Source organism: Bacteroidales bacterium, assembly GCA_035299085.1.
In the GTDB taxonomy this organism is placed as follows: Bacteria; Bacteroidota; Bacteroidia; order Bacteroidales; family UBA10428; genus UBA5072.
Map to the genome: position 1 here is coordinate 111,931 of DATGXG010000041.1, position 21,007 is coordinate 132,937.

The 21,007-nt window shown below is 40.0% G+C and carries 19 protein-coding genes; 14 read left to right on the top strand and 5 right to left on the bottom strand.

Annotated elements, in window-relative coordinates; all coding sequences use genetic code 11:
• Window positions 1-3 precede the first annotated feature (3 nt).
• The gene (locus tag VK179_13600) at window positions 4-1,545 is read right to left on the bottom strand and encodes a cytochrome ubiquinol oxidase subunit I (protein ID HLO59777.1); all 1,542 of its coding nucleotides are present in this window, start codon (window positions 1,543-1,545) and stop codon (window positions 4-6) included.
• A gap of 104 nt (window positions 1,546-1,649) precedes the next feature.
• Window positions 1,650-2,540 carry a PAS domain-containing protein gene (locus VK179_13605; protein HLO59778.1) on the bottom strand — a complete coding sequence of 297 codons (891 nt, stop codon included), beginning with the start codon at window positions 2,538-2,540 and terminating at the stop codon, window positions 1,650-1,652.
• A 92-nt stretch (window positions 2,541-2,632) separates the two neighbouring features.
• On the opposite strand from VK179_13605, the gene VK179_13610 reads away from it, so the two are divergent.
• Window positions 2,633-6,712: a sialate O-acetylesterase gene (locus tag VK179_13610; GenBank protein HLO59779.1), complete on the top strand. Its 4,080-nt coding sequence runs from the start codon at window positions 2,633-2,635 to the stop codon at window positions 6,710-6,712.
• 36 nt (window positions 6,713-6,748) lie between these two features.
• On the opposite strand, the gene VK179_13615 is transcribed toward VK179_13610, so the two are convergent.
• From VK179_13615 to VK179_13625, 3 genes are all read right to left on the bottom strand, one after another.
• A complete protein-coding gene (locus VK179_13615; GenBank protein ID HLO59780.1) occupies window positions 6,749-7,720 on the bottom strand; it encodes a transglutaminase-like domain-containing protein in 972 nt (323 codons plus the stop codon).
• A gap of 120 nt (window positions 7,721-7,840) precedes the next feature.
• The gene (locus VK179_13620) at window positions 7,841-9,934 is read right to left on the bottom strand and encodes an ATP-binding protein (GenBank protein ID HLO59781.1); all 2,094 of its coding nucleotides are present in this window, start codon (window positions 9,932-9,934) and stop codon (window positions 7,841-7,843) included.
• An 81-nt stretch (window positions 9,935-10,015) separates the two neighbouring features.
• Window positions 10,016-11,287 carry a T9SS type A sorting domain-containing protein gene (locus tag VK179_13625; protein HLO59782.1) on the bottom strand — a complete coding sequence of 424 codons (1,272 nt, stop codon included), beginning with the start codon at window positions 11,285-11,287 and terminating at the stop codon, window positions 10,016-10,018.
• 152 nt (window positions 11,288-11,439) lie between these two features.
• Between VK179_13625 and VK179_13630 the strand changes: the two genes are divergently transcribed.
• The 13 genes from VK179_13630 (at window position 11,440) to VK179_13690 (ending at window position 20,997) form a co-directional block, all read left to right on the top strand.
• The gene (locus VK179_13630; protein HLO59783.1) at window positions 11,440-12,000 is read left to right on the top strand and encodes a helix-turn-helix transcriptional regulator; all 561 of its coding nucleotides are present in this window, start codon (window positions 11,440-11,442) and stop codon (window positions 11,998-12,000) included.
• A gap of 95 nt (window positions 12,001-12,095) precedes the next feature.
• On the top strand, window positions 12,096-12,251 hold the full coding sequence (locus tag VK179_13635; protein HLO59784.1) for a lmo0937 family membrane protein: 156 nt from the start codon (window positions 12,096-12,098) through the stop codon (window positions 12,249-12,251).
• Between the two features lie 48 nt (window positions 12,252-12,299).
• Entirely contained in the window at window positions 12,300-12,515 is a 216-nt protein-coding gene (locus tag VK179_13640) for a hypothetical protein (GenBank protein HLO59785.1), read from the top strand.
• Between the two features lie 51 nt (window positions 12,516-12,566).
• Window positions 12,567-13,235, top strand: a complete 669-nt coding sequence (locus VK179_13645; GenBank protein HLO59786.1) for a porin family protein — start codon at window positions 12,567-12,569, stop codon at window positions 13,233-13,235.
• A 38-nt stretch (window positions 13,236-13,273) separates the two neighbouring features.
• Window positions 13,274-13,603, top strand: coding sequence for a hypothetical protein (locus VK179_13650; protein ID HLO59787.1), 330 nt, complete (start codon window positions 13,274-13,276; stop codon window positions 13,601-13,603).
• A gap of 117 nt (window positions 13,604-13,720) precedes the next feature.
• Entirely contained in the window at window positions 13,721-14,287 is a 567-nt protein-coding gene (locus VK179_13655; GenBank protein ID HLO59788.1) for an AraC family transcriptional regulator, read from the top strand.
• Window positions 14,284-16,284 (top strand): ATP-binding protein, encoded by a 2,001-nt coding sequence (locus VK179_13660; GenBank protein HLO59789.1) that lies wholly within the window; start codon window positions 14,284-14,286, stop codon window positions 16,282-16,284. The genes VK179_13655 and VK179_13660 overlap by 4 nt, the downstream gene beginning before the upstream one ends.
• On the top strand, window positions 16,277-16,708 hold the full coding sequence (locus VK179_13665) for a response regulator (GenBank protein HLO59790.1): 432 nt from the start codon (window positions 16,277-16,279) through the stop codon (window positions 16,706-16,708). Before VK179_13660 ends, VK179_13665 begins: the two co-directional genes overlap by 8 nt.
• A gap of 279 nt (window positions 16,709-16,987) precedes the next feature.
• Complete coding sequence (locus VK179_13670; GenBank protein ID HLO59791.1) at window positions 16,988-17,536, top strand: helix-turn-helix domain-containing protein; 549 nt, start codon at window positions 16,988-16,990, stop codon at window positions 17,534-17,536.
• Window positions 17,537-17,558: 22 nt separating this feature from the next.
• Window positions 17,559-18,461, top strand: a complete 903-nt coding sequence (locus VK179_13675) for a HAMP domain-containing sensor histidine kinase (protein HLO59792.1) — start codon at window positions 17,559-17,561, stop codon at window positions 18,459-18,461.
• 123 nt (window positions 18,462-18,584) lie between these two features.
• Window positions 18,585-20,405, top strand: a complete 1,821-nt coding sequence (locus VK179_13680) for a hypothetical protein (GenBank protein HLO59793.1) — start codon at window positions 18,585-18,587, stop codon at window positions 20,403-20,405.
• Window positions 20,406-20,419: 14 nt separating this feature from the next.
• Window positions 20,420-20,734 carry a Thivi_2564 family membrane protein gene (locus VK179_13685; GenBank protein HLO59794.1) on the top strand — a complete coding sequence of 105 codons (315 nt, stop codon included), beginning with the start codon at window positions 20,420-20,422 and terminating at the stop codon, window positions 20,732-20,734.
• 41 nt (window positions 20,735-20,775) lie between these two features.
• Entirely contained in the window at window positions 20,776-20,997 is a 222-nt protein-coding gene (locus tag VK179_13690; protein HLO59795.1) for a hypothetical protein, read from the top strand.
• Window positions 20,998-21,007: the final 10 nt, after the last annotated feature.

Below are 21,007 nucleotides of genomic sequence, written 5' to 3' on the forward strand. Positions count from 1 at the left end.
AAATCATATTTTTTCCTCCTTTTTTGGTCCAATTTTTATCTGTCGGGTCAATATTCTGACTTCTGCAACGATCATTGCGGTGAACAGAGCGGCAAAGATCCAGAAGGTCACGAGAACCGCCGAAGAATCTATATGCGATATGGCAGCCGACAATGGAAGATAATCCTGAATGGCCCATGGTTGCCGTCCCACTTCCGCCACAATCCAACCCGCCTGTCCCGCAATGTAAGGCAAGGGTATACTAATGACGGCTAACCACAGGAGCCATTTTCGGTTCACGATTTTGTTCGTGAACAAGGAAACTAAAACAACGACGAAAAGCAGTACAAAATAAAACCCCAGGTAAACCATTATTCTGAAACTATTGAAAGAAAGGGGTACGCTTGGAATCAGATCGGAAGGATTGTTAATAAAGCTGTAACCGAAATACCTGAAATACTCGTCAAGGAATTTCTGATCGGTAAAAGTTGCTTTCAATTTCTCATATTCTGCTGTATTGTTGCTGGCTTTAGCTTCGCGCAAGTCCCTGAACATTTGTCTTGCTTTGCGGCCTCTTTCCATTTTTTCAGTTGCTGACATAACGCCGTGCTCAGGATTCCCGTTTATAAAGTCTTTCAAACCGGGCACATAGGCATTGGCATTTCGGAACGACAGGAAACTCAGAAGACTGGGCACTTCAATTTTGGCTTTTACATCAGCGGGTTGCTGCTTCCTCGAAACAACACCGAACACCGTGAGAGGAGCGCCACTCTTGCCGTCAACCAATCCTTCCATTGCAGCAAACTTCACAGGCTGCTTGTGAGCGATAAGCCTTGCCGAACCATCACCGGTAAATATAAGATATATTGATGTTATGATACCGAAAACCCCGGCAACCACCATGCTCTTCCGGGCAAAAATGACTTCCCTTTTCCTGAGGATGAACCATGCCGAGATTCCCGTAACAAATACCGAAGCCAACACAAACCCTGAAGATATGGTATGAAGGAATTTATTGATGGCAACCGGTGAAAAAAGTACGTCCCAGAAATTCACCATTTCATTACGTGCTGTTTCGGGATTGAAATGCATACCGGCAGGAAACTGCATCCAGCCATTTGCGACTAATATCCATAAGGCTGAAAGGTTGGCGCCGATTGCAGTGAGCCAGGTGGAAACCAGGTGGAACCGCTTGCTTACCTTATTCCAGCCAAAAAACATGACGGCAATAAATGTGGTCTCCAGGAAAAACGCCAGTATACCTTCCACTGCCAGCGGCGATCCGAAGATATCACCCACAAACCATGAGTAATTTGACCAGTTGGTTCCGAACTGGAATTCAAGTATAATACCCGTTGCAACACCAAAGGCAAAATTGACACCGAAAAGTGTCATCCAGAACTTGGTGGCTTTTTTCCATTCCTCGTCGCCGGTTTTTACATACAGAGTTTCCATAAAGGCAATAAGGAAACCCAATCCGAGCGTCAGTGGAACAAAAAGCCAGTGGTACATTGCGGTCAGTGCGAATTGCGCCCTTGACCATTCGATTAAAGAGGTATCCGGCATAAATTGATTTTTGAAATGGTTACTAATTCAATTCAACCGAAATTTATAAAAAGGATAGACCGGCGAAACAGAAAGGGGTGTTACAAATGGGTTACAAAAATTTCTCAATAATTCAGGATGAAGCTCCTGAGATCACTTTGAAACGATAAATTCAGTTTCTTTTTCAGCCTTACCCTTGACATTTTTACCGATTCCGGCCGGACATTAAAAAACCGTGCGGTTTCTTTTGTATCAAAATTAAGGCGGATACAGGCACAATGCTTGAGATCGTTCACTGAAAGGGAAGGAAATTGCCGGATCAGGTTATTGAAAAAATCAGGATGGATCTGCTCGAAATGCTTGATCAGCATATCCCAGTCATTATCAAGGCGTGTATAGGAATTCAGGATCTCATATATGCGGCTGAAATTCTTGCGTGAGTATTTCTTATTCAGATTGAGAATTTTATCCAATTCGGTTTTAATCTCCTGTGTGATTTTGTTCTTTTGATTAATATATAAGGAATCAGCAGCGAGTTCTTTCTGAAGAGACTCCAGTTTCAACTTTTCAGTAATATCTGCACTGAATTCAATATAGCCCAGGGTATTTCCCTTTTTATCGAAAAGCGGGGTATGCCTTACAAGCCACGATCCATTATCATTGCGGGTTGTAACCCGGTCGGTTGTATGGTGATCTTTTGTAACCACCGGGCATTGAGAACAGGGAGATTTTGACCCGTACCAAACCTGGTAACACTTTTTACCGATATAAGAATTGTCTGTGACACCTATCTTCTTCTTGCCGGCTTCATTGAGCCATTTGATCCGGTGATCGGGTTCATAAAATGCAATGATTTCAGAAAAGGAATTGAGAATGCTTGTCCCCAGTGATTCGTCATCCGCCGAAAGGTCAGCGTTTTCAAATATCGATTTGAAGTTATCGCCTCTCATCAGCTGATCGGTTATCCGGTCAAATCCTGAAGGCTCTTTTTTCGCAGGCCGGTTTTCCTTTTTCATGGCAAAATGAAATCATAGATTTTGTACCGTTCACGGAAATAAATATAGCACTTTATTTAAAAATGTATAATTTGCGGCATCAAGATTGAACTATGAAACGAATATTCTACGCTGCTTTTGCTTTTCTGCTTTGTTTTACACTTACTGTACAGGGCCAGTCACCTTCTTTTGAAACCTTCATCAATCCTGTAATACCGGGTGACCATCCTGATGCTACGCTTACAAAAGTCGGCAGGGATTTTTATACAACCGGATCGTCTTTTAATGTTACTCCTGTCATCTATCATTCAACCGACCTTGTGCACTGGGAAGCCATAGCACAGCCTGTTAAAGCATCATGGAATAATTTTGGCAGCAATGCGGGTGGCGGTTGCTGGGGAGGTCATGTGGTTTATTACAACGGGGTATTCTGGGATTTTTTCGGAAGGGCCGGAAGCATGTATTTTGTCAAAGCAGCTCATCCGGAAGGTCCATGGAGCAGCCCGGTTAAGGTGAATGATCCGGCTGCTTTGCCATTCGGACTCGGCCAGGATAATTCAATATTCATAGACGACAATAACAAATGGTACCTGCTTGTAAAGAATGGTCAGGCTAATAATGCTATTGTGGAGCTGAACGAGAACGGACAAGCATCCGGAACGGTATATAACCTGAACTGGCTAAATCCGTCGCCTTATCCTTACAGCTGGGCGGAGGGCCCTGTTATGTGGAAAGAGCACGGGTATTATTACTATTGTTTTGCCCGTGACCTTGCAGGAGGTGAAAAAGTAATGAGAAGTACCGTACTATCCGCGGACAAAAATGAGTGGACAATGCTCGGCGACTTTTTCAATACAACCGATCCGCTTAAGAGCAGCTCGTTGTTCACAGAGCCGAATCACAACTCCCCCGCGGTTATGCTTGATGACAGCACATCGTGGGTTATTCATCCGCTGTATGCCAGGGATGAATGGAAAGGACAGGGCAGACAGGGATTGCTGAACCAGGTGAAGTACAACAGTTCGTACAGGCCGGTTGCCGATTACCCGGTAAATAAGGTTTTCTCAGCCCCTGATCTTCCTTCGGGAGGAATCCCCTGGATGGTGCCGAAATCCGACGATTTTTGCCGTACAACCCTGAACCCTGAGTGGAGTTTTATCGGGTACACGCCGGATGCCACCTGGTCATTGACAGATCAAAAAGGTTGGCTCCGTTTGTCGCCCAAAAGTTCATCATTACCCAACACCATTGTAAAGAATGACGGTGAACACAATTATTCTATAATAACACGACTGCGGTTCACAGCAGCCTCACCCGAAGATGAAGCCGGTTTGCGCATTATCCGGGGTGATGAAACCAAATTTGTAAGGCTTTACAGCGGATACAACTCATCCGGCGAGAAAATTATCGGTTTCCGGTATGATAACACCGTGTATTCTGCACTGAATACAATAGGAGATGAACTCTGGCTAAAGCTGGTAAGGATCAACCACCTTGTTTACGGATATTACAGCAGTGACGGAACTGACTGGAAACAGGTTGGCAGTGGTATTAATATATCCGTAATTGATTCGTATGCTGATTTAAGCACCTTTACAGGTACCCGGCAGGGAGTATATGTTCAGCATTCTCCGGCACTTTTTGACCTGTATATTTACAGGGATGCCTACACTCCGATAATGGCTTCGTGTGTGGCCAATCAATCGGGTACTTCACCTTTAAACACGGGTATCCTCGACAATATACATAATAGCGACTGGGCTATGTATGCCGGGGTGGAATTCGGAAACCCCGATTACGGCCGGAAAGCGGATACCCTTATAATAACCGCCGCTTCTGTTAACGGAGGCCGTGCAGAAATCTGGCTTGATTCCATTGCAAGCGGAATACTTGCCGGTACTTGTGAAATTACATCTACAGGAAACACAGGAACCTTCAGGAATTTTAAAACACCTGTATTGTCGGTAACCGGGCGGCATGATGTATATGTAAAATTTACAGGAGAAAATGCAAATCCCTTGTTTCTTCTTAAAGAAATCCGGTTTGTTCCAATTACGGCTCCTCACGTCTTATCCGCCACAACATTAAATGATTCGGTAATTTATTTAAGAGCAGATAAACATATTCTTATCGACTCAATTGGCGGGTTCACTGTACAATTAAACAGCTCGGTTGATTCAGTGACGGATATTTCTATTCACCCGGCTGATTCAGCAGTACTGCTCATTCAAATTAAGAACAGGGTTGTATTTGGCGATAAAGTCAGAATTTCATATGATGGTAATTTTATTCAGTCAAATGATGGCCTGAAGCTTGCCTCCTTCTCTGACTTTACCGTGATGAACACCATCGCGGACACTCATTCGGTACAGCCTGACACCACTTTTCACATTTATCTTATGTTCGGGCAGTCGAACATGGAAGGTGCCGGCACCATTGAACCCCGGGACAGGCTTATCAATCCGAGGGTATGGATGATGCAGGATTCAACCTGTCCTAATCTCGACAGGGTTTATGGACAATGGTATCCGGCCGCTCCGCCATTGAACAGGTGCTGGGGCAAACTGGGCCCGGGAGATTCATTTGGCCGCATGCTGGGAGAACAGGCCCCTGCCTATGTATCTAAAATAGGTCTTATCAATGTTTCCGTGAGCGGTTGCAACATTTTTATCTATAAAAAAGGATGCCCCGACGGTTTAGACCAGATCAGCCAGGGAATACCTTTTTCATGCGGATATACATGGCTGCTCGACCTGGCAAAGAAGGCCCAGAAAGCGGGAGTTATCAAAGGAATCATTTTCCACCAGGGTGAAACCAACAACACCGATCAAACATGGAAATCTACAGTTAAGCAGATTGTATCAGACCTTAAGTCCGACCTGGGGTTGGGTGATATACCTTTCCTGGCAGGTGAGCTGTTATATGCCGAATACGGTTCATGCTGCAGTGCACACAATGTCGAAATCAATAAACTTCCGGCAATTATCCCGAACGCTCATGTAATTTCAGCTGCGGGACTGCCCGGTGCAGATTATGCGCACTTCACATCGGCCTCATACCGGACCTTCGGCGAAAGGTATGCACGCAAAATGCTGAAGCTGGTTTATAATGTATGTGATTCAAGTGTTATTGAACCGTGGTACAAAATAAACGGGGGAACCGAAACCAAAGGAGATAAACTAATAATCAGCAAAGGCCAGAATCTTGTTCTTTCACCTCACCCTTCAAATGAACTGGGCACATGGAGCTGGACAGGTGCAGGAACATCTGGCACATCGCGAACTCAAACAGTAACCTTTACGGGTAATGGTGAATATAAAGCTTATGTCACCTATACCAATGAATGCGGAACCCTAAGCAGGCTGCAATATTCAATAGTCGTTTGTGATTCCACACCTGTGGAGTCGTGGTACCAGGTTAACAATGGCGATTGGATCAGGTCTTCAAAACTGAGTGCACTCAGGGGCAGCACCCTGTTGTTGGGTCCCCGGGCAGCAGATACAACCGGTACCTGGAGCTGGAGCGGAGGCGGTACAAGAGGTACTTCACGTCTCCAGCGCATTAATACTTCAATTGCAGGAGTTTACACAGCCCGGCCTGTTTATACAAACGTTTGCGGTGCAAAATCCAGAATGGCAATAACATTCTCAATCTGCGACTCGGCAAGAATTGAATCATGGTACAGGATAGATAACGGAGTTGAATTAAAATCCGATTCAGTGACTGTAGAACAGAATGCAGTTCTGGTATTGACTCCCAGACCGGTATCGGGAGGAACCTGGGATTGGTCAGGTGCAGGATTGGCCGGATCAGACAGGGAACAAACAGTTAATACAGAAGCGGCCGGTAACTACCTTGCAAAAGCCGTATATACAAATGCCTGTGGAATTCAAAGCCACATGTCGGTTAAAATAGTGGTAACAGAATCAACGGGGACAAATAATCCTGAAAACACATCGGTCCTGATATATCCTAACCCGGCCGACCAGCAGCTGACAATTGAAGACAAAGGTCAATCGGGAATTCTGAAAGAAGAGATTCTGAATAACCTGGGTGAACTGGTGATTACACAGGACCCTGCTCTATCATCCCATTTCACAATCGATATCAGCAGGCTGAGCCCGGGAGTGTATTATCTAAGGTTAGTGGTTGCAAAAGGAATTATAGTAAGGAAATTTATTAAATCGAATTAGAATTTTATGTAGAGACGCACGGCCGTGCGTCTCTACTCAATCCGCCGACGACATCTGGTACTGGGTGGAAAGCACCTTATGGCTTGAAGTAAGCCGGCTGCCGCCGTTATTATTTGACCACATCCAGAGAGTATAGCTCTGAAGGATATCGGCATAATAGGTTTCGCCATTGCCCTTATCAACCGGCAGCCATACGTTTTTAGTCATAACAATGCCGCTACCATCATATTTTCCAAAGAAATCGCCTCTTGGATTTGAATTTTTATACGTCACATCAACAGGTATCCAGCCATATTTTTCGAGGTAAAAATCGGCCCAAACATGGTATACACCATCAGGGCGAACGGTAACAATATGCCTGGCAGGGATTCCTTTATTTCTGAGCAAAGAGACATAAATTGAAGTAAGATTTCCGCAATCACCTCCGCCTGCATTTAGTATCTGCTGCAACGTATGCAAACCGGTGTAAGGATTCAGATAGTGATAATGACTGGCCACCCATTCATAGCTGCGACGGGCATAATCGAGAACATCAAGGGATTGTGACCAGATGCTGTCCCCCACCCTGCTTATTAAATCGTTATGCGGATCAACATATTCACCGCTTGCCCCGGTATACCATCTGAAAATTTCAGAGGTTTTATCATAGGAATAGATGGTGTCAATTTTACTGAAGTCAATGTTGACCGCGTTTAGTGTTACATCGAATTCATAATAGGTTTCTTTTGACTGGTTCGTACCAGGCAAATGATCAGTGAGAATCCAGCGTATATAGCTGTCATCACTTCCCGGGATATCGAGTTTCTGCCCGTTGTGAAAATTCACATGGGTGACCGTCTGATAAGGGTTCGATTGAGCCAGTGGCAGTATAAATGCCAGTTTTGTCAGCTGATTATCTGAGTTATTGACTACTACCTTATTAATAACATGGTAACTATTCTGGGGTATTTGACCATAGATAGCCGAAATACAGAAAATGAAAGCGGAAAATAAGAAATATCTCTTCATGAAAACTGTGAAACTTCGGTTAAACGGAAATTGCCTTTAAAAACAGGCGCATATTACACATAAATTCATTGCCGGAAACTATAAGTCAAGGTAATTTACATCACCTTCAGAGGAGACAAATTACATTGTTCCGCCTATACTGAAATAAAATACAGATCCTTTTCCTGCCTCAGATTCGAGCCACACCTTTCCGCCCAACATGTTAACCAGTCCTTTTACTATGGAAAGGCCCAGTCCGGTCCCGCCGTATGAAATATTCCGGTCATCCTGAACCTGCACAAACCGGTTAAAAACCAAATTATGCTTGTCACCCGGTATTCCTATTCCGGTATCTGAAACATAAAATACAAGACTGCCTGTTTTATCGTATTTACAGCCGGCCTCAACCGATCCGCTGTCAGTATATTTAAAAGCATTTCCGATGAGGTTAATGAAAATCTGGCGAAGCTTAACCATATCCGTTGTGATTATAAGATCATCCAGGTGGCAGAGAGCCTGCATTTTAAAGCTGATATGGGGCTTTTTCTTGCGCAAGGGATGTTCCGAGAAAAAATCATAGAGTTCGGCAAACAATACATTCAGGTTACATTCTTCTGCATTGACAGTGAGCTGGCCGGATTCGATTTTTGAAATGTCGAGTATCCCGTTTATGATATCCAGAAGGTGGTTGCACCGGGTTGTAATAATATCGGCGTATTGCTCGAGTCTTTCCTTGTCGTTGTATGTATCAGGCAGCAGCGATGAAAATCCGATAATGGCATTCATGGGTGTCCGAATCTCATGACTCATGTTTTGGAGGAAGGCTGTTTTAAGCCTGTCGCTTTCTTCAGCTTGTTCTTTGGCTTTAATAAGATCAAGCTCGGCTTTTTTCCTTTCGGTGACATCATGAATTATGGAGTGAAGCACATCCATACCTCCAATCTTGATTTTGCCGGTAAAGATTTCAACATCCCGTAATGTTCCGTCTTTCAGTTTGTGTGTGAATTCAAAGTAATCACGATGATGTGATAATACTTTTTGAATATCCTTTTGAATCTTTTCTATCGGACTTGTATTGATTTGTGAAACAGGCATACCTTTGAATTCAATTCGGCTCCAGCCATAAAAATCTGTCGCAGCGCTGTTTGCATCGATAATGACTGTGTTGGCCGGATCGATCAGAAACTGAACAGCGGTATGATCCTCAAATATCCGGCGGAATTTCTCTTCACTTTCCTTAAGTGTTTTTTCAGCTTTCAGTCGTTTGGCTTCTTCGCGCAGCACATTCCTGACCTTTACTAATGAAAAGAAATAAAAGGTGATGATGAAAAGAAATATTGAAAAAATCAGGATCAACCGGTTGCGAAGAGTGGTAAGATCTCTGTAAATCGCCTTTTCCTGGCATGAAATCAGGATAGTCCAGTAAGTATTGGCAAGTGGAGTACGGTAGAAGGTTATATACAATTCATTGTGCTTTACTTTTTTAACAACCGAATCGGGGTGAACACCCACAGCTGTTCCGCTGCCCTGATTTGCGATCTTCTCAAGCAAACTGATGTTCACGCGATCATTTCCTGAGAGTTCTAAAAGCGATTTGCCCGTATGGTTTTCATGAGGACAATACAGCTCGATGCCGCTTTCACTTATCAGCCAGGCATCGCCGTTGCCACGGACTTCAATCTTGCCTAGATATAGTTTGCCAAGTTCATCAATTGGTATCAGCATGGCCAGGCTACCGGCGAACTCATTCCTGTCAAATACAGGCACATGCACTGCAATTGCCCTGTAACCCTGAGCCGAAACAAACACATCACTAATAACCGTTTCATGGGTATCCATTAACTTTTTAACATGACTTTGATAGGTTATGTCGGTGCCTATAACGGCAGGATTTTCAGGATATGTGTAAAGGATTTTGCCTTTCCCGTCCATACGGGTAATGGCTGAAATGATTTCGCTGTGCTGGTAATAATAATTGGCCATCAGCTTTCTTGTGGCATCGGAGTAGTGAATGATATCACCCAGTTGAGCCATGTAAAGCAAATCGGATTTATATTCTTTGAAGAATGAAGTGATGCCTTTTGATGCGGTTTCAGCGAGTATGAGCTGTTCATGGGTATATTCATGGATAATTCGATGCCTGATATCCCTGTATATATACACGAATGCGGTAAGGAATATCAGAAGCACTATCGGCATTAAAAGATACCGGGAAACAAATTTCAGATTATCCATTGAAACGTATTGGCATATGTTTTATCGTTTTCTAAATGCCAAGGTTTCAAAATTTTCACTTTTTAACGCAATTTTTTCTGATTAATAAATAACTAGCTTACTTCCGGTAAGCCCTGAGCCAGAAACAATTTTTACGAAATATACTCCCCTGGTAAATTCTGAAGTATCCAATTGTATAGAATTTGTTCCTGTTTCCGCAGTAACATCATTTATTTGCCGGGTCAGGTATCCTGTTTGATTATAAATGGAAACAGAACATTTTACCGGTTTGCGAACAGTTATATTTACTGTTGTATGGTCAGAAGCCGGGTTTGGTGAGCATTCGAGTTTTATTTCAGGTAATGCATACACTGAACCGGTTATTGTTGCCTGGTTTCCTTTCACCCGTGTTCTCATCCACAGATACATGTTGTAGACATTGGTTTCGGTGTACTCATGCCCTCCGGTGAAAGTAACAAACTGCAAATCCTTGTTTCCGGCTGCCTGAAGCATGCGGTATGCATCTTCATTAACATCAAGGAGGTTATCATTCGTGCCGCACACAAAATAAGTGGGAACCTGTTTTAGAGCTTCTGCGTTTTCATCGGTTAACACATAGGGCAGATACCAAAGCGCACCGGCATAAATACCCAAAGCCGCCCATGTATTGGGCGATTTGCCTGCTATGCTCCAGGCTCCATATCCGCCCATGGAGTGTCCGGTAAGGTAATTACGTGCCGAATCGATCAGGAAAGCATTCTTCAATGCGGAAATGCCCTCCCATATGTCGGTTTCAGAAATACCAAGATACCAGTAGTTTCCGCGACCCCAGGGAGAAAGCAGGTATCCGTCTTCGAACGACCGGTTATCTGATGCAGGCTGAACATAGGGGTAGCTCAGATACTCGGTTGAATTGGCAGCTACACTCCACAATCCGTGCAACTGAACATACATGGGATATTTCTTTTTCGGATCCCAGTCCTTAGGCAAGGTTAGCCATGAAAATGAAACCATACCATCGGTGGGCGAAACCCATGAAAGTATCAGGGGCCTTTTCCGGCCAAGATATGAAGCGGTATAGGCCGGTCCGGTGGATGAATTTTTATTGAGAAAGGCATTGTACATGCTTACCAGCATTAAGGTATCCTGGGACGAGGAATTCTGTTTGCTATTGATAACGGCTACAATCGATTTGAAATGCGATTTGAGATATTCGTTATCGGACCGGTCGGCCATGTGAATAAGCGTATCTTTAAATGCCTGAACATAATCGGCATCATTGCTTTTCATTGACGAAACATGCTGACCCTGGCATTTTAAAAAAGTAACTGAAAATAATAGGATTAGCCAGAATAAAAAGAGAATAGATTTCATTGAATTATTTTTGAGCATTGACTATTATATAGACCTTTAAGTAAGGATTGAACCCTTAATATAATTACCGGTTCTTCGCCTATCAAAGACCGATTAAGGTTGAAACACAACAAAAATTGTCATAAATTAGCCATTGACAAAATCTCATCCTATTGAAGATTTTTATTCAAAACATGGTTTGCAACCGCTGTAAAATGGTTGTAAAGACAGAGCTGGAAAAACTGGGGTTGCATTACGCTCATCTTGAACTGGGTGAAGTGGAAGTTATGGAAGAAATTACAACGGAACAATTAGATAAACTGAACGTTGCACTGAAGTTAACTGGTCTGGAACTTATGGATGATAAAAAAAGTATTTTGATTGAAAAAATTAAAACAACCATAATCGAATTGGTACATCATACCGATGAACAGATTAAGACCAATCTTTCAGACTTCCTGAGCGAGAAACTAAATTATAATTATACCTACCTGGCTAATCTGTTTTCAGAGGTTAAAGGAACCACAATTGAAAAGTTTTATCTTTCCAACAAAATAGAAAAAGTAAAAGAGTTATTGGTTTATGATGAGCTTAATCTTACCGAAATTGCTGATAAACTTCATTACAGCAGTGTAGCCCACCTTTCAAATCAGTTTAAAAAAATGACCGGACTTACTCCATCACATTTTAAAAACCTTAAGCACAAAAGGCGTAGTGCACTAGGTAACATGTGAATCATGTAATTTATTCCTGCAATTGTGTAATGGTTTCGGCAATAAAGGGTCAGACCTTTGGTATAGAAATTTTTCTATACTTAAAACACATCATCATGGGAAATCTACTTTACGTTATTGCAGTGATCCTGGTTATTGCATGGGCAATCGGGTTTATGGGATTTCATGCCGGCGGCATAATACATGTTCTTCTTGTTATTGCACTCATTGTGGTATTAGTGCGGGTAATTTCAGGCAGAAGACCTATCTGATAAGCCGCGCTGAATATTAATTAAATGCGTTCAGGTAAATATATAACTATGAAAAAAACAGGCATTGCAATTATAATTGTCGGGCTATTATTAACCGCGTTTACGGGATTCGGTTTTCTTACGCCAAAGAATGTGGATAAAATAGGAAATCATGAGATCTCCGAATCAAAGCCTCAGGAAATTTACTGGACGCCCTATGTGGGTGTGGGACTATTCTTTACCGGAGGTCTTATCCTTCTGACCGGCATTCGGAGAATAGGATGATAGGGGTACTATTAACATCATCTTTATTTATTAATCTTTTAAATTAAAAATATGAAAACGATTAAAATTCTTATAGTTGTTTTGTCTGTGTTATTATTTGCTGGCATAACGAGTGCCCAGGACCTGAAAAGGGTCGAATTCGGTTTACGTTATATGCCAACTATTGCCTCGATAGATTTTAAGGCCTATAACAACGATATAGTTAAAGGCTCAGTTTCATTTAATCAGGGTTTTGGTATCAGGATGGGTTTCAATCTGAGCAAACATGTTGGTATTGAGACAGAAGTTGATTATTACCAGATTTCTCAGAGCTTCAGAGATCTCGATCTGAGTAATAAAGTAAATATAAAATATTTTAATATACCCGTGTTGCTTTCATTAAACACCAACAGGGAAAGCGTGGTCAATTTAAACGTAGTCGTGGGACCCTCATTCGGTATCAATGCCGGAGCATCAATTAAATCAAGCGGGACAAGTAATACTGAAAATGTGCGGGCTGTAGCTGCAGTCAAAAAAGGCGATATCGGTTTTGCTTATGGAGCAGGACTTGAATTTGCTCTTAACAGCAACCATACTCTCAGGCTAGACCTTGGTTACAGGGGCTTTTACGGTCTGGTAAAAATTGATGCCAATAAAACATCAGATAATACTTATAATGTAATTGCCAATGCATCAAGAAAAACAAATGCAGCTTATGCAGGAATAACCTTTCTGTTTTAATGGAAGTCATGAAATCAGGTGAATTATTCACCTCCGTTATGCAAGATTTAATCCGAAAACTGAAACAGGATCACGGTTGGGATCATGGCGGGTTAAATGCCATGATCCTTCTGAAAAGGCCTGAAAAAAAGATCGTCCTTACTGCTTTGCATCCAGGAACAGAAATAAATTCATATCAATCAAATGATTCAATTACCATACATATCATTGAGGGTGCTTTAATTTTTCAAACGAAGAAGCGCTCTGCAATTCTTAAAAAGGACCAGTTACTGACTCTTAAGGAAAAAACGAAGTATAGTCTCACTTCAAGTGAGGAAACTGTTTTTATGATGACTATTGAAAGTCAAATGATGGCTTACAATGTGTGAATCATGTAATTTCTAAAATTAAAAGTGTAAATAATTCATTTGATAATGATATACCTTTTATAGGAATTAATTTATCAAATTCTGCAAACCCATAGCTTGAAGTTATATATCAAACATATGATCAGCCAGCGTTGCAAAATGGCAGTGAGGGATGAACTTAATAAACTGGGTCTGCACTTTATTATTGCTGAAATGGGTGTGGTCGACATTATGGAAGATATCACACCACTTCAACGCGGCCTGATTAAAACCGGGTTAAATGTTACAGGATTGGAATTGATTGAGGATAAGAATGCACTGTTAATCGATCATCTTAAAAAAATAATCACAGATAAGTTGAATGATCTTTCGGATGAATCATCCAAAGTAAATTTTCCGGAATATTTAAGTAAAAAATTAGGCCACGAATACAATTCTATATCGAAATTATTTTCTGATATACAAGGCACTACAATTGAAAAGTTCATTATTGCTTATAAAATAGAAAAGGTGAAGGAACTTATAATTTACGGAGAATTAAATCTTACTGAAATAGCAGGGAAGTTGAATTATAGCAGCGTGGCTCATTTATCAAATCAGTTTAAAAAAGTTACCGGGCTCTCCCCGTCGCACTTTAGAATGCTGAAGACCCAGAGATTAAAAGTAATTGAAGATAAGCAGAACATTTTAAAGTCATTATCATGAACCGCATAAAACTAGAACAGATTAAAGGATCACATTATGCCAGAAGTCTGATAGAAGCCAGTCTGGATCCCCTTTTCACAATTAGTCCGGAAGGAAAAATAACCGACATAAATAACGCTTCAATAAATATAACTGAAGTGACCCGCGATAAACTAATTGGAACAGATTTCTTTGATTACTTTACTGAACCTGAAAAAGCACGGGATATTTATAAACAAGTATTTGCAGAAGGTTTTGTAGCCGATTTCCCACTTACTATCCGCGACGGTAAACTTACCGATGTGTTATTTAACGGTTCGGTTTATAAAGATGAATCGGGCAAGGTGGTTGGTGTTGTGGTCGTAGCCAGGGATATTACGGACCATAAAAGAATTGAAACAGAGTTAATGCAGGCCAAAATTTTTGCTGAAAAAGCAGCAAAAATGGCAGAAGAAGCAAAGCAGAAAGCGGAGAAAGCGACCAAAATTGCAGAGAACGCAGTGATATCAAAACAGCAGTTTTTGTCGAACATGAGCCATGAAATCCGTACGCCCATGAATTCGATTATTGGCTTCACCAAGGTAATGCTTAAAACAACGTTGACCGCAAAACAAAAAGAATACCTGACCGCCATAAAGATGAGCGGTGATGTATTAACTGTATTGATAAATGATATTCTTGACCTCGCCAAAGTCGATGCCGGGAAAATGGTATTTGAAAAGAAACCCTTCAATCTGGCTTTGTCGATATCTGCGATGATTCATTTATTTGAGCCGAAAATCCATGAAAAGAACCTGAAATTAATCAGGAAATATGATATAAAAATTCCTAAAGTTTTGGTTGGTGATTCGGTTCGGTTGCATCAGATCCTGATTAACCTGGTAAGCAATGCAGTAAAATTTACCAATAAGGGTAAGATAGTTGTGGAAGTTCAGTTGCTTAAGGAGGACGAAAGCAGCGTATCCGTTGAATTTACAGTTACGGATACTGGTATTGGAATTACAGCAGATAAAATAGAAAATATATTTGAAAATTTTCAACAGGCAACAAGCAATACTTCAAGATTATACGGTGGTACCGGACTCGGACTTGCCATAGCAAAACAATTGGTTAAACAACAGGGTGGAACAATATCAGTAAAAAGCTCAACGGATAAAGGCACCTCTTTCCGTGTTGTTTTACCGTTTATTAAAACGAATGCTAACATCGAAACAGTTACAAGGGCCGGGAAACAGAAACTGAAACCCAAAAATCTGAAAGTTCTGGTGGTTGAAGATATCGCACTCAATCAGTTGCTGATGAAAACACTGATGGACGACTTCGGATTTATTTACGATTTTGCCGCTAACGGAAAGATCGCAATTGAGAAACTCAATGATGTACATTATGATATTATTCTTATGGATCTTCAAATGCCTGAAATGAATGGATTTGAAGCAACCAAATATATCCGGGAAACCATGCATTCGAGGATTCCCATTATTGCGTTAACTGCTGATGTTACTACAACGGATTTGAAAAAATGTAAATCGGTTGGAATGAATGATTACATTTCAAAGCCTGTGGATGAAATGTTGCTTTATGATAAAATAATTGATGCGTTGGAAAATCCGGGTCTTATGGCGTATGACAGTATTACTTCGGACAGGCCAAAATGTACTGATTTAACCTATTTAATCGATCGTACAAAAGGAAATCCGAAGTTAATGGCTGAAATGATCACACTTTACCTCGAACAAACACCTCCATTGATAGTAATTGTTAAAAAGAGTTTTATTGAAAAAGACTGGGATTCGCTTTCCAAAGCGGTTCATAAAATTATTCCTTCGTTTTATATTATGGGCATACAAAAGGAATTTGAAGATATCGGGAAAAAGATTCAGGAGTATACAAGTACACGAAAACACCTTGATGAACTGGAGAACCTGGTAAAAAAGCTTGAAAATGTTTGCCTACAGGCTTGTGAAGAATTGGAAACTGAACTTGGTAAGTTCGTAAAATCCACTGGTGATGAATGAAAAAAAAATATTGCTCTTTCTTGTTGATGATGATGCGTTGTTTTTAAAATCGCTTGAAATTGAGTTTGGACATAATACTCAATCTACTCTTAAAACATTTTCAACTGGTGAACTATGTATTAAAAACATAGCTCAAAATCCCGATATTATAATTTTAGATTATTATCTGAACAGTGTTGATAGTAACGCCATAAATGGGCTTGAAACACTTGACCGTATCAAGGCAACTCATCCCCATATACCCGTGATCATGCTTTCCTCACAGGATAAAATTGAAGTAGCTGTTAATTGCATGAAACACCAGGCATTTGACTACATAGTTAAAAGTGAGACGTCCTTTATCAGATTGCAAAAAGCAATCACTACAATTTTTCATTATCAGAAAATAGAAAAGGCCTTAAGCTGGTATATGGAAAAAATGTAGGATAAATAATATCAATTTGTGAAATCGTACGTTAAAAGCAAAATTTTCATTGCAGGAAATCATTTAAAGTCACAGGTAAACCGGTAATTCCCCAGTTGGAGATTCCGTGATGGAAATGTGAATTATGTAATTCATTACTGCAATTGTGTAATGCTTTTCAATGCAGTTGCACATACTTTTGTATAACCGGATAATTTAACAATATACTGCTTATGCAAATAGGTTTTAATCACCAGAGTTCCGGAAGTTATCTGTTATTATGAATAAAAAATTAGAACAATGAAAATATATATCAAAAATATGGTCTGCGAACGCTGTAAAACGATTGTAATTTCTGAACTCAATAAACTTGGTATCTCATACAGTACTGTTGAACTGGGTGAGGTAACCATCAGAAAGGAAATAACCACAGTGCAACATACAAAATTGTTCAATGCCCTGAAACGATCAGGGCTTGAACTTATAGATGCCAGTAAGAATGTTTTAATCGAGAAACTAAAGAATGCGCTGATTAATTTGGAACATTATTCTGACGAGGATTTAAAAACAAGTTTTTCGGATTATATCAGCTTAAGCGTAAATGAAAACTTCATTTCTCTTAATATGCTTTTTGCCGAGATAGAAGGTATTACTATAGAAAAATCAATTATCAGACATAAAATTGAATTAATAAAGGAATTGCTCGTTTATAATGATCTCAGCCTTGCAGAAATTGCTATAAGATTACATTACAGCAATGCTGCAAAATTATCAAGCCAGTTTAAAAACATTACCGGACTAACACCCTCTCATTTCAGACAACTTCGTCAGGCAAGACAAATCAACTAATCCTGTTGTAAAAATGAATATTATGAATAATAAAAGGGATGATTTTCCAGAAAAATTAAGATCAATTGACGACTACCGGCATCGCAAAAATGGCAGACCCCAATCTGTATATAGTTCGGTTGATGTAACTGAAATTGTTTCACCTTTCGACAGTTTTCTCGTTTTGCAGGAATCGAAAAATAAAAATACCAATTCGGAAGACGAAATAGTAGAATTGAATACAAAACTGAATGAAGTCGTCAGAACTTATTCAAAATTCATTTCGATTATTGCACATGATTTAAGAAGTCCGTTTACTGCCATATTGAGTTCGTTAGAATTGGTAAAAATGAAACTTGAAAAATACAATTTTGATGATCTCGGGAATTACGTGGATATGGCATCGGATTCAGCAGTAAGGACTCTCCATTTGCTTGATGATTTATTGGAATGGACCATTTCAAAAGATGTTCATAAAAACCTGAATCCTGTAAAAATTAATTTGTTTGAACTGGTAGAAGAGCAGATTGCTGATATTATAACCCTACTCAATTACAAGCAATTATCAATAAAGCATTTTATCGATCCCGAATTACATGTATTTGCAGACAAACGAATGGTTAAAACTATACTTCGTAACCTGATTGGCAATGCTATAAAATATACACACAGTGGTGGTGAAATAACAATAAGTTCATCCGACTGCAAAAAGTTTGTTAAAGTCATTGTCAGTGATACCGGAGTGGGTATTTCGCAGGAAGCACAAAAAAAGCTCTATATCATTGATAAATTACAAAATACTTCAGGAACAAATAATGAGCGTGGTTCCGGCTTTGGATTGATTCTGTGTAAGGATTTAGTTGAAATTCATGGTGGCACTCTGAGCCTGGAAAGTGAACCCGGGAAAGGAAGTAAATTTATGTTCACACTGCCACATTCTGTTTAGAATTCATTTCTATATATCTCAATTTCATTTGAAAGGTCATCGTTGGGGAAAAGTACCGGTGGCCTTTCAAATTTTAAGCTGATCACAACCTGCCACTTAAAATAATTTTTATGATAAATAAAAATGTGGTTCAAATACCTGATCATATTATCTATTATTTCTTTTTTAACCGGTAATATTACCTTTTCACAGGAAACTCCAGCTCAAAAAGATTCCACCCAGGTATACCGGGACATTGAAGCCTATTCAAAACGCAGCAAGTTCACTAATTTCTTCTATAAACTGATTTTTAAACCGGTTGTAAATGTGCAGCCAAAAAAGAAAGCCGTAAAGAAGAAATATAAAAAGCTGATACAGAAACCATACAGTGCGTTTGAGGGAAAAATCATCAGGAATATCAATATAGAAACACTGGATCCGTTCGGTTATTCAATATCCGATACCAGTATTAAACCTCAAAGTTCCTTTCTGATCCATGGTAATAAAGTGCACGTAAAAACTCAATATATTACAATCAGAAATCTATTACTATTTCATCAGAACCAACCTTTCGATTCCTTGCTGGTCAAAGAATCTGAACGGCTAGTGCGTACAAGAAATTATGTACATGATGTCACTTTTTTTGTAAAAACTACTTCAAAAAACTCTGACTCTGTTGATATACTGATTCGGGAATTGGATAAATGGAGTCTTATTCCCAAATTTTCAGCATCTTCCACAAATATCAGCATTGACCTGACCGACAAGAATTTTCTCGGGTTAGGGCACGAATCCTATAATAATTTTGACTGGAATCATGCAAAAGGCAAATTTGCTTATGATATAAAATATTTCATCCCCAATGTACGCAACACCTATATAAACTCCACAATTCATTTAAACAGTGACCGGTTAAATAATTCCGTGAGCAGTTTTGCATTGGACCGGCCATTTTTTTCACCTATGGCAAAATGGGCGGCTGGTGTAAGTTTTACGCATCAGAACCGCTCAAATTACGTTCATACATATGATTCGCTTTTGGTGCGCGACAGATTTAAATTTAATACACAGGATTACTGGATTGGCAATGCAATCCATTTATCGGATAAAGGCACGAATTTTATTACAACCTTACGTTATTCAAGAATTCGCTATTTCACGCCGGTTGAAATGTATGATGTTCAGGATAAGTTTCGTGATGAAGATTTTTACATGGCAGGCATCGGTGTATCAACGAGAAATTATGTACAGGATAAATTTATTTTTAAATATGGCATGACAGAGGACGTACCCATTGGAAGCGTTTTTAGTGTTACGGCAGGTTACCAGGTTAACAAAAATATAGGCCGTATGTATTTGGGTACACGCCTTTCTTTGGGCAATTATTATCCCTGGGGATATCTTAGTTCCAGTTACGAATATGGAACATTTTTCAGGTCGTCACATACAGAACAGGGTATTTTTTCAGCCAGTGTAACCTATTTTACGGGATTGGTGGAATTGGGAAGATGGAAATTCAGACAATTTGCCAAACCGCAGGTTATTATTGGAATTAACCGGCTGACAACCGATAGTGTAACGCTTAATGATGGCTACGGGATGGACGGATTTAACAGTCCTTCATTATCCGGTACCAGCCGTTTACTATTTACATTGCAGACTCAATCGTATGCGCCATGGAATCTCATCGGATTCCATTTCGGACCTTTTCTTATTCTTTCATTGGGTATGCTTGGCGATGAGGAAACACGATTCAGGAACAAAAAGGTATATTCACAAATAGCACTGGGAGTTTTAATTAAAAATGAAAACCTCATTATAAGTACATTTCAACTATCCCTGGCCTGGTATCCGATGATTCCGGGTAAGGGACAAAATATCCTGAAGATGAATACTTTTAAAACTACTGATTTTAATTTCAGAGATTTTGAAATTGAAAAGCCTGCTGTAGTAGGTTTTCAATAACACTTCCTGAATGAATGATTCTCTGGCTGGAAGTTCAGGAAATGAGAGTATTATGTGTGAATGATGTAACTTATTTTAATCAGGATGTAATGGTTCCTGCATTCAGACCAATTACTTTTGAGGTAACCTTAAAAATATTTATTATGCCTTTATTGACAATTTTAATCGTGCTGATTGTTGCCGGTATTTTACTATGGCTGGTTAATACCTACATCCCTATGGATCGCACAATCAAAAGTATCTTCAATGTTGTGGTTGTAATCCTGGTTATTATATGGGTTCTTAAGGCATTTGGATTATTTCATTACCTGAAGGACATACATATTTAAACCGGCCAGGTTGAGTTCACAAATGAATAAATTATACTATAATGACAACAAAAAGAATCTCAACTAACAGAACAGCAGTGTTTGTTATTGCAATTTTAGTAATTGTGATAGCTTTTCTTCTCCTTGGAGGAGGACAATGGATAAAAGAAATGACACGTGGTGTGGATTCAATAAATATGAATCACTGGAATTGGACACAAATACTTATCGGTGCAGCCATTGGATTTTTTCTTGGCTTTATATCCGGAAGAAGAAAATGGTGATCTCATAACA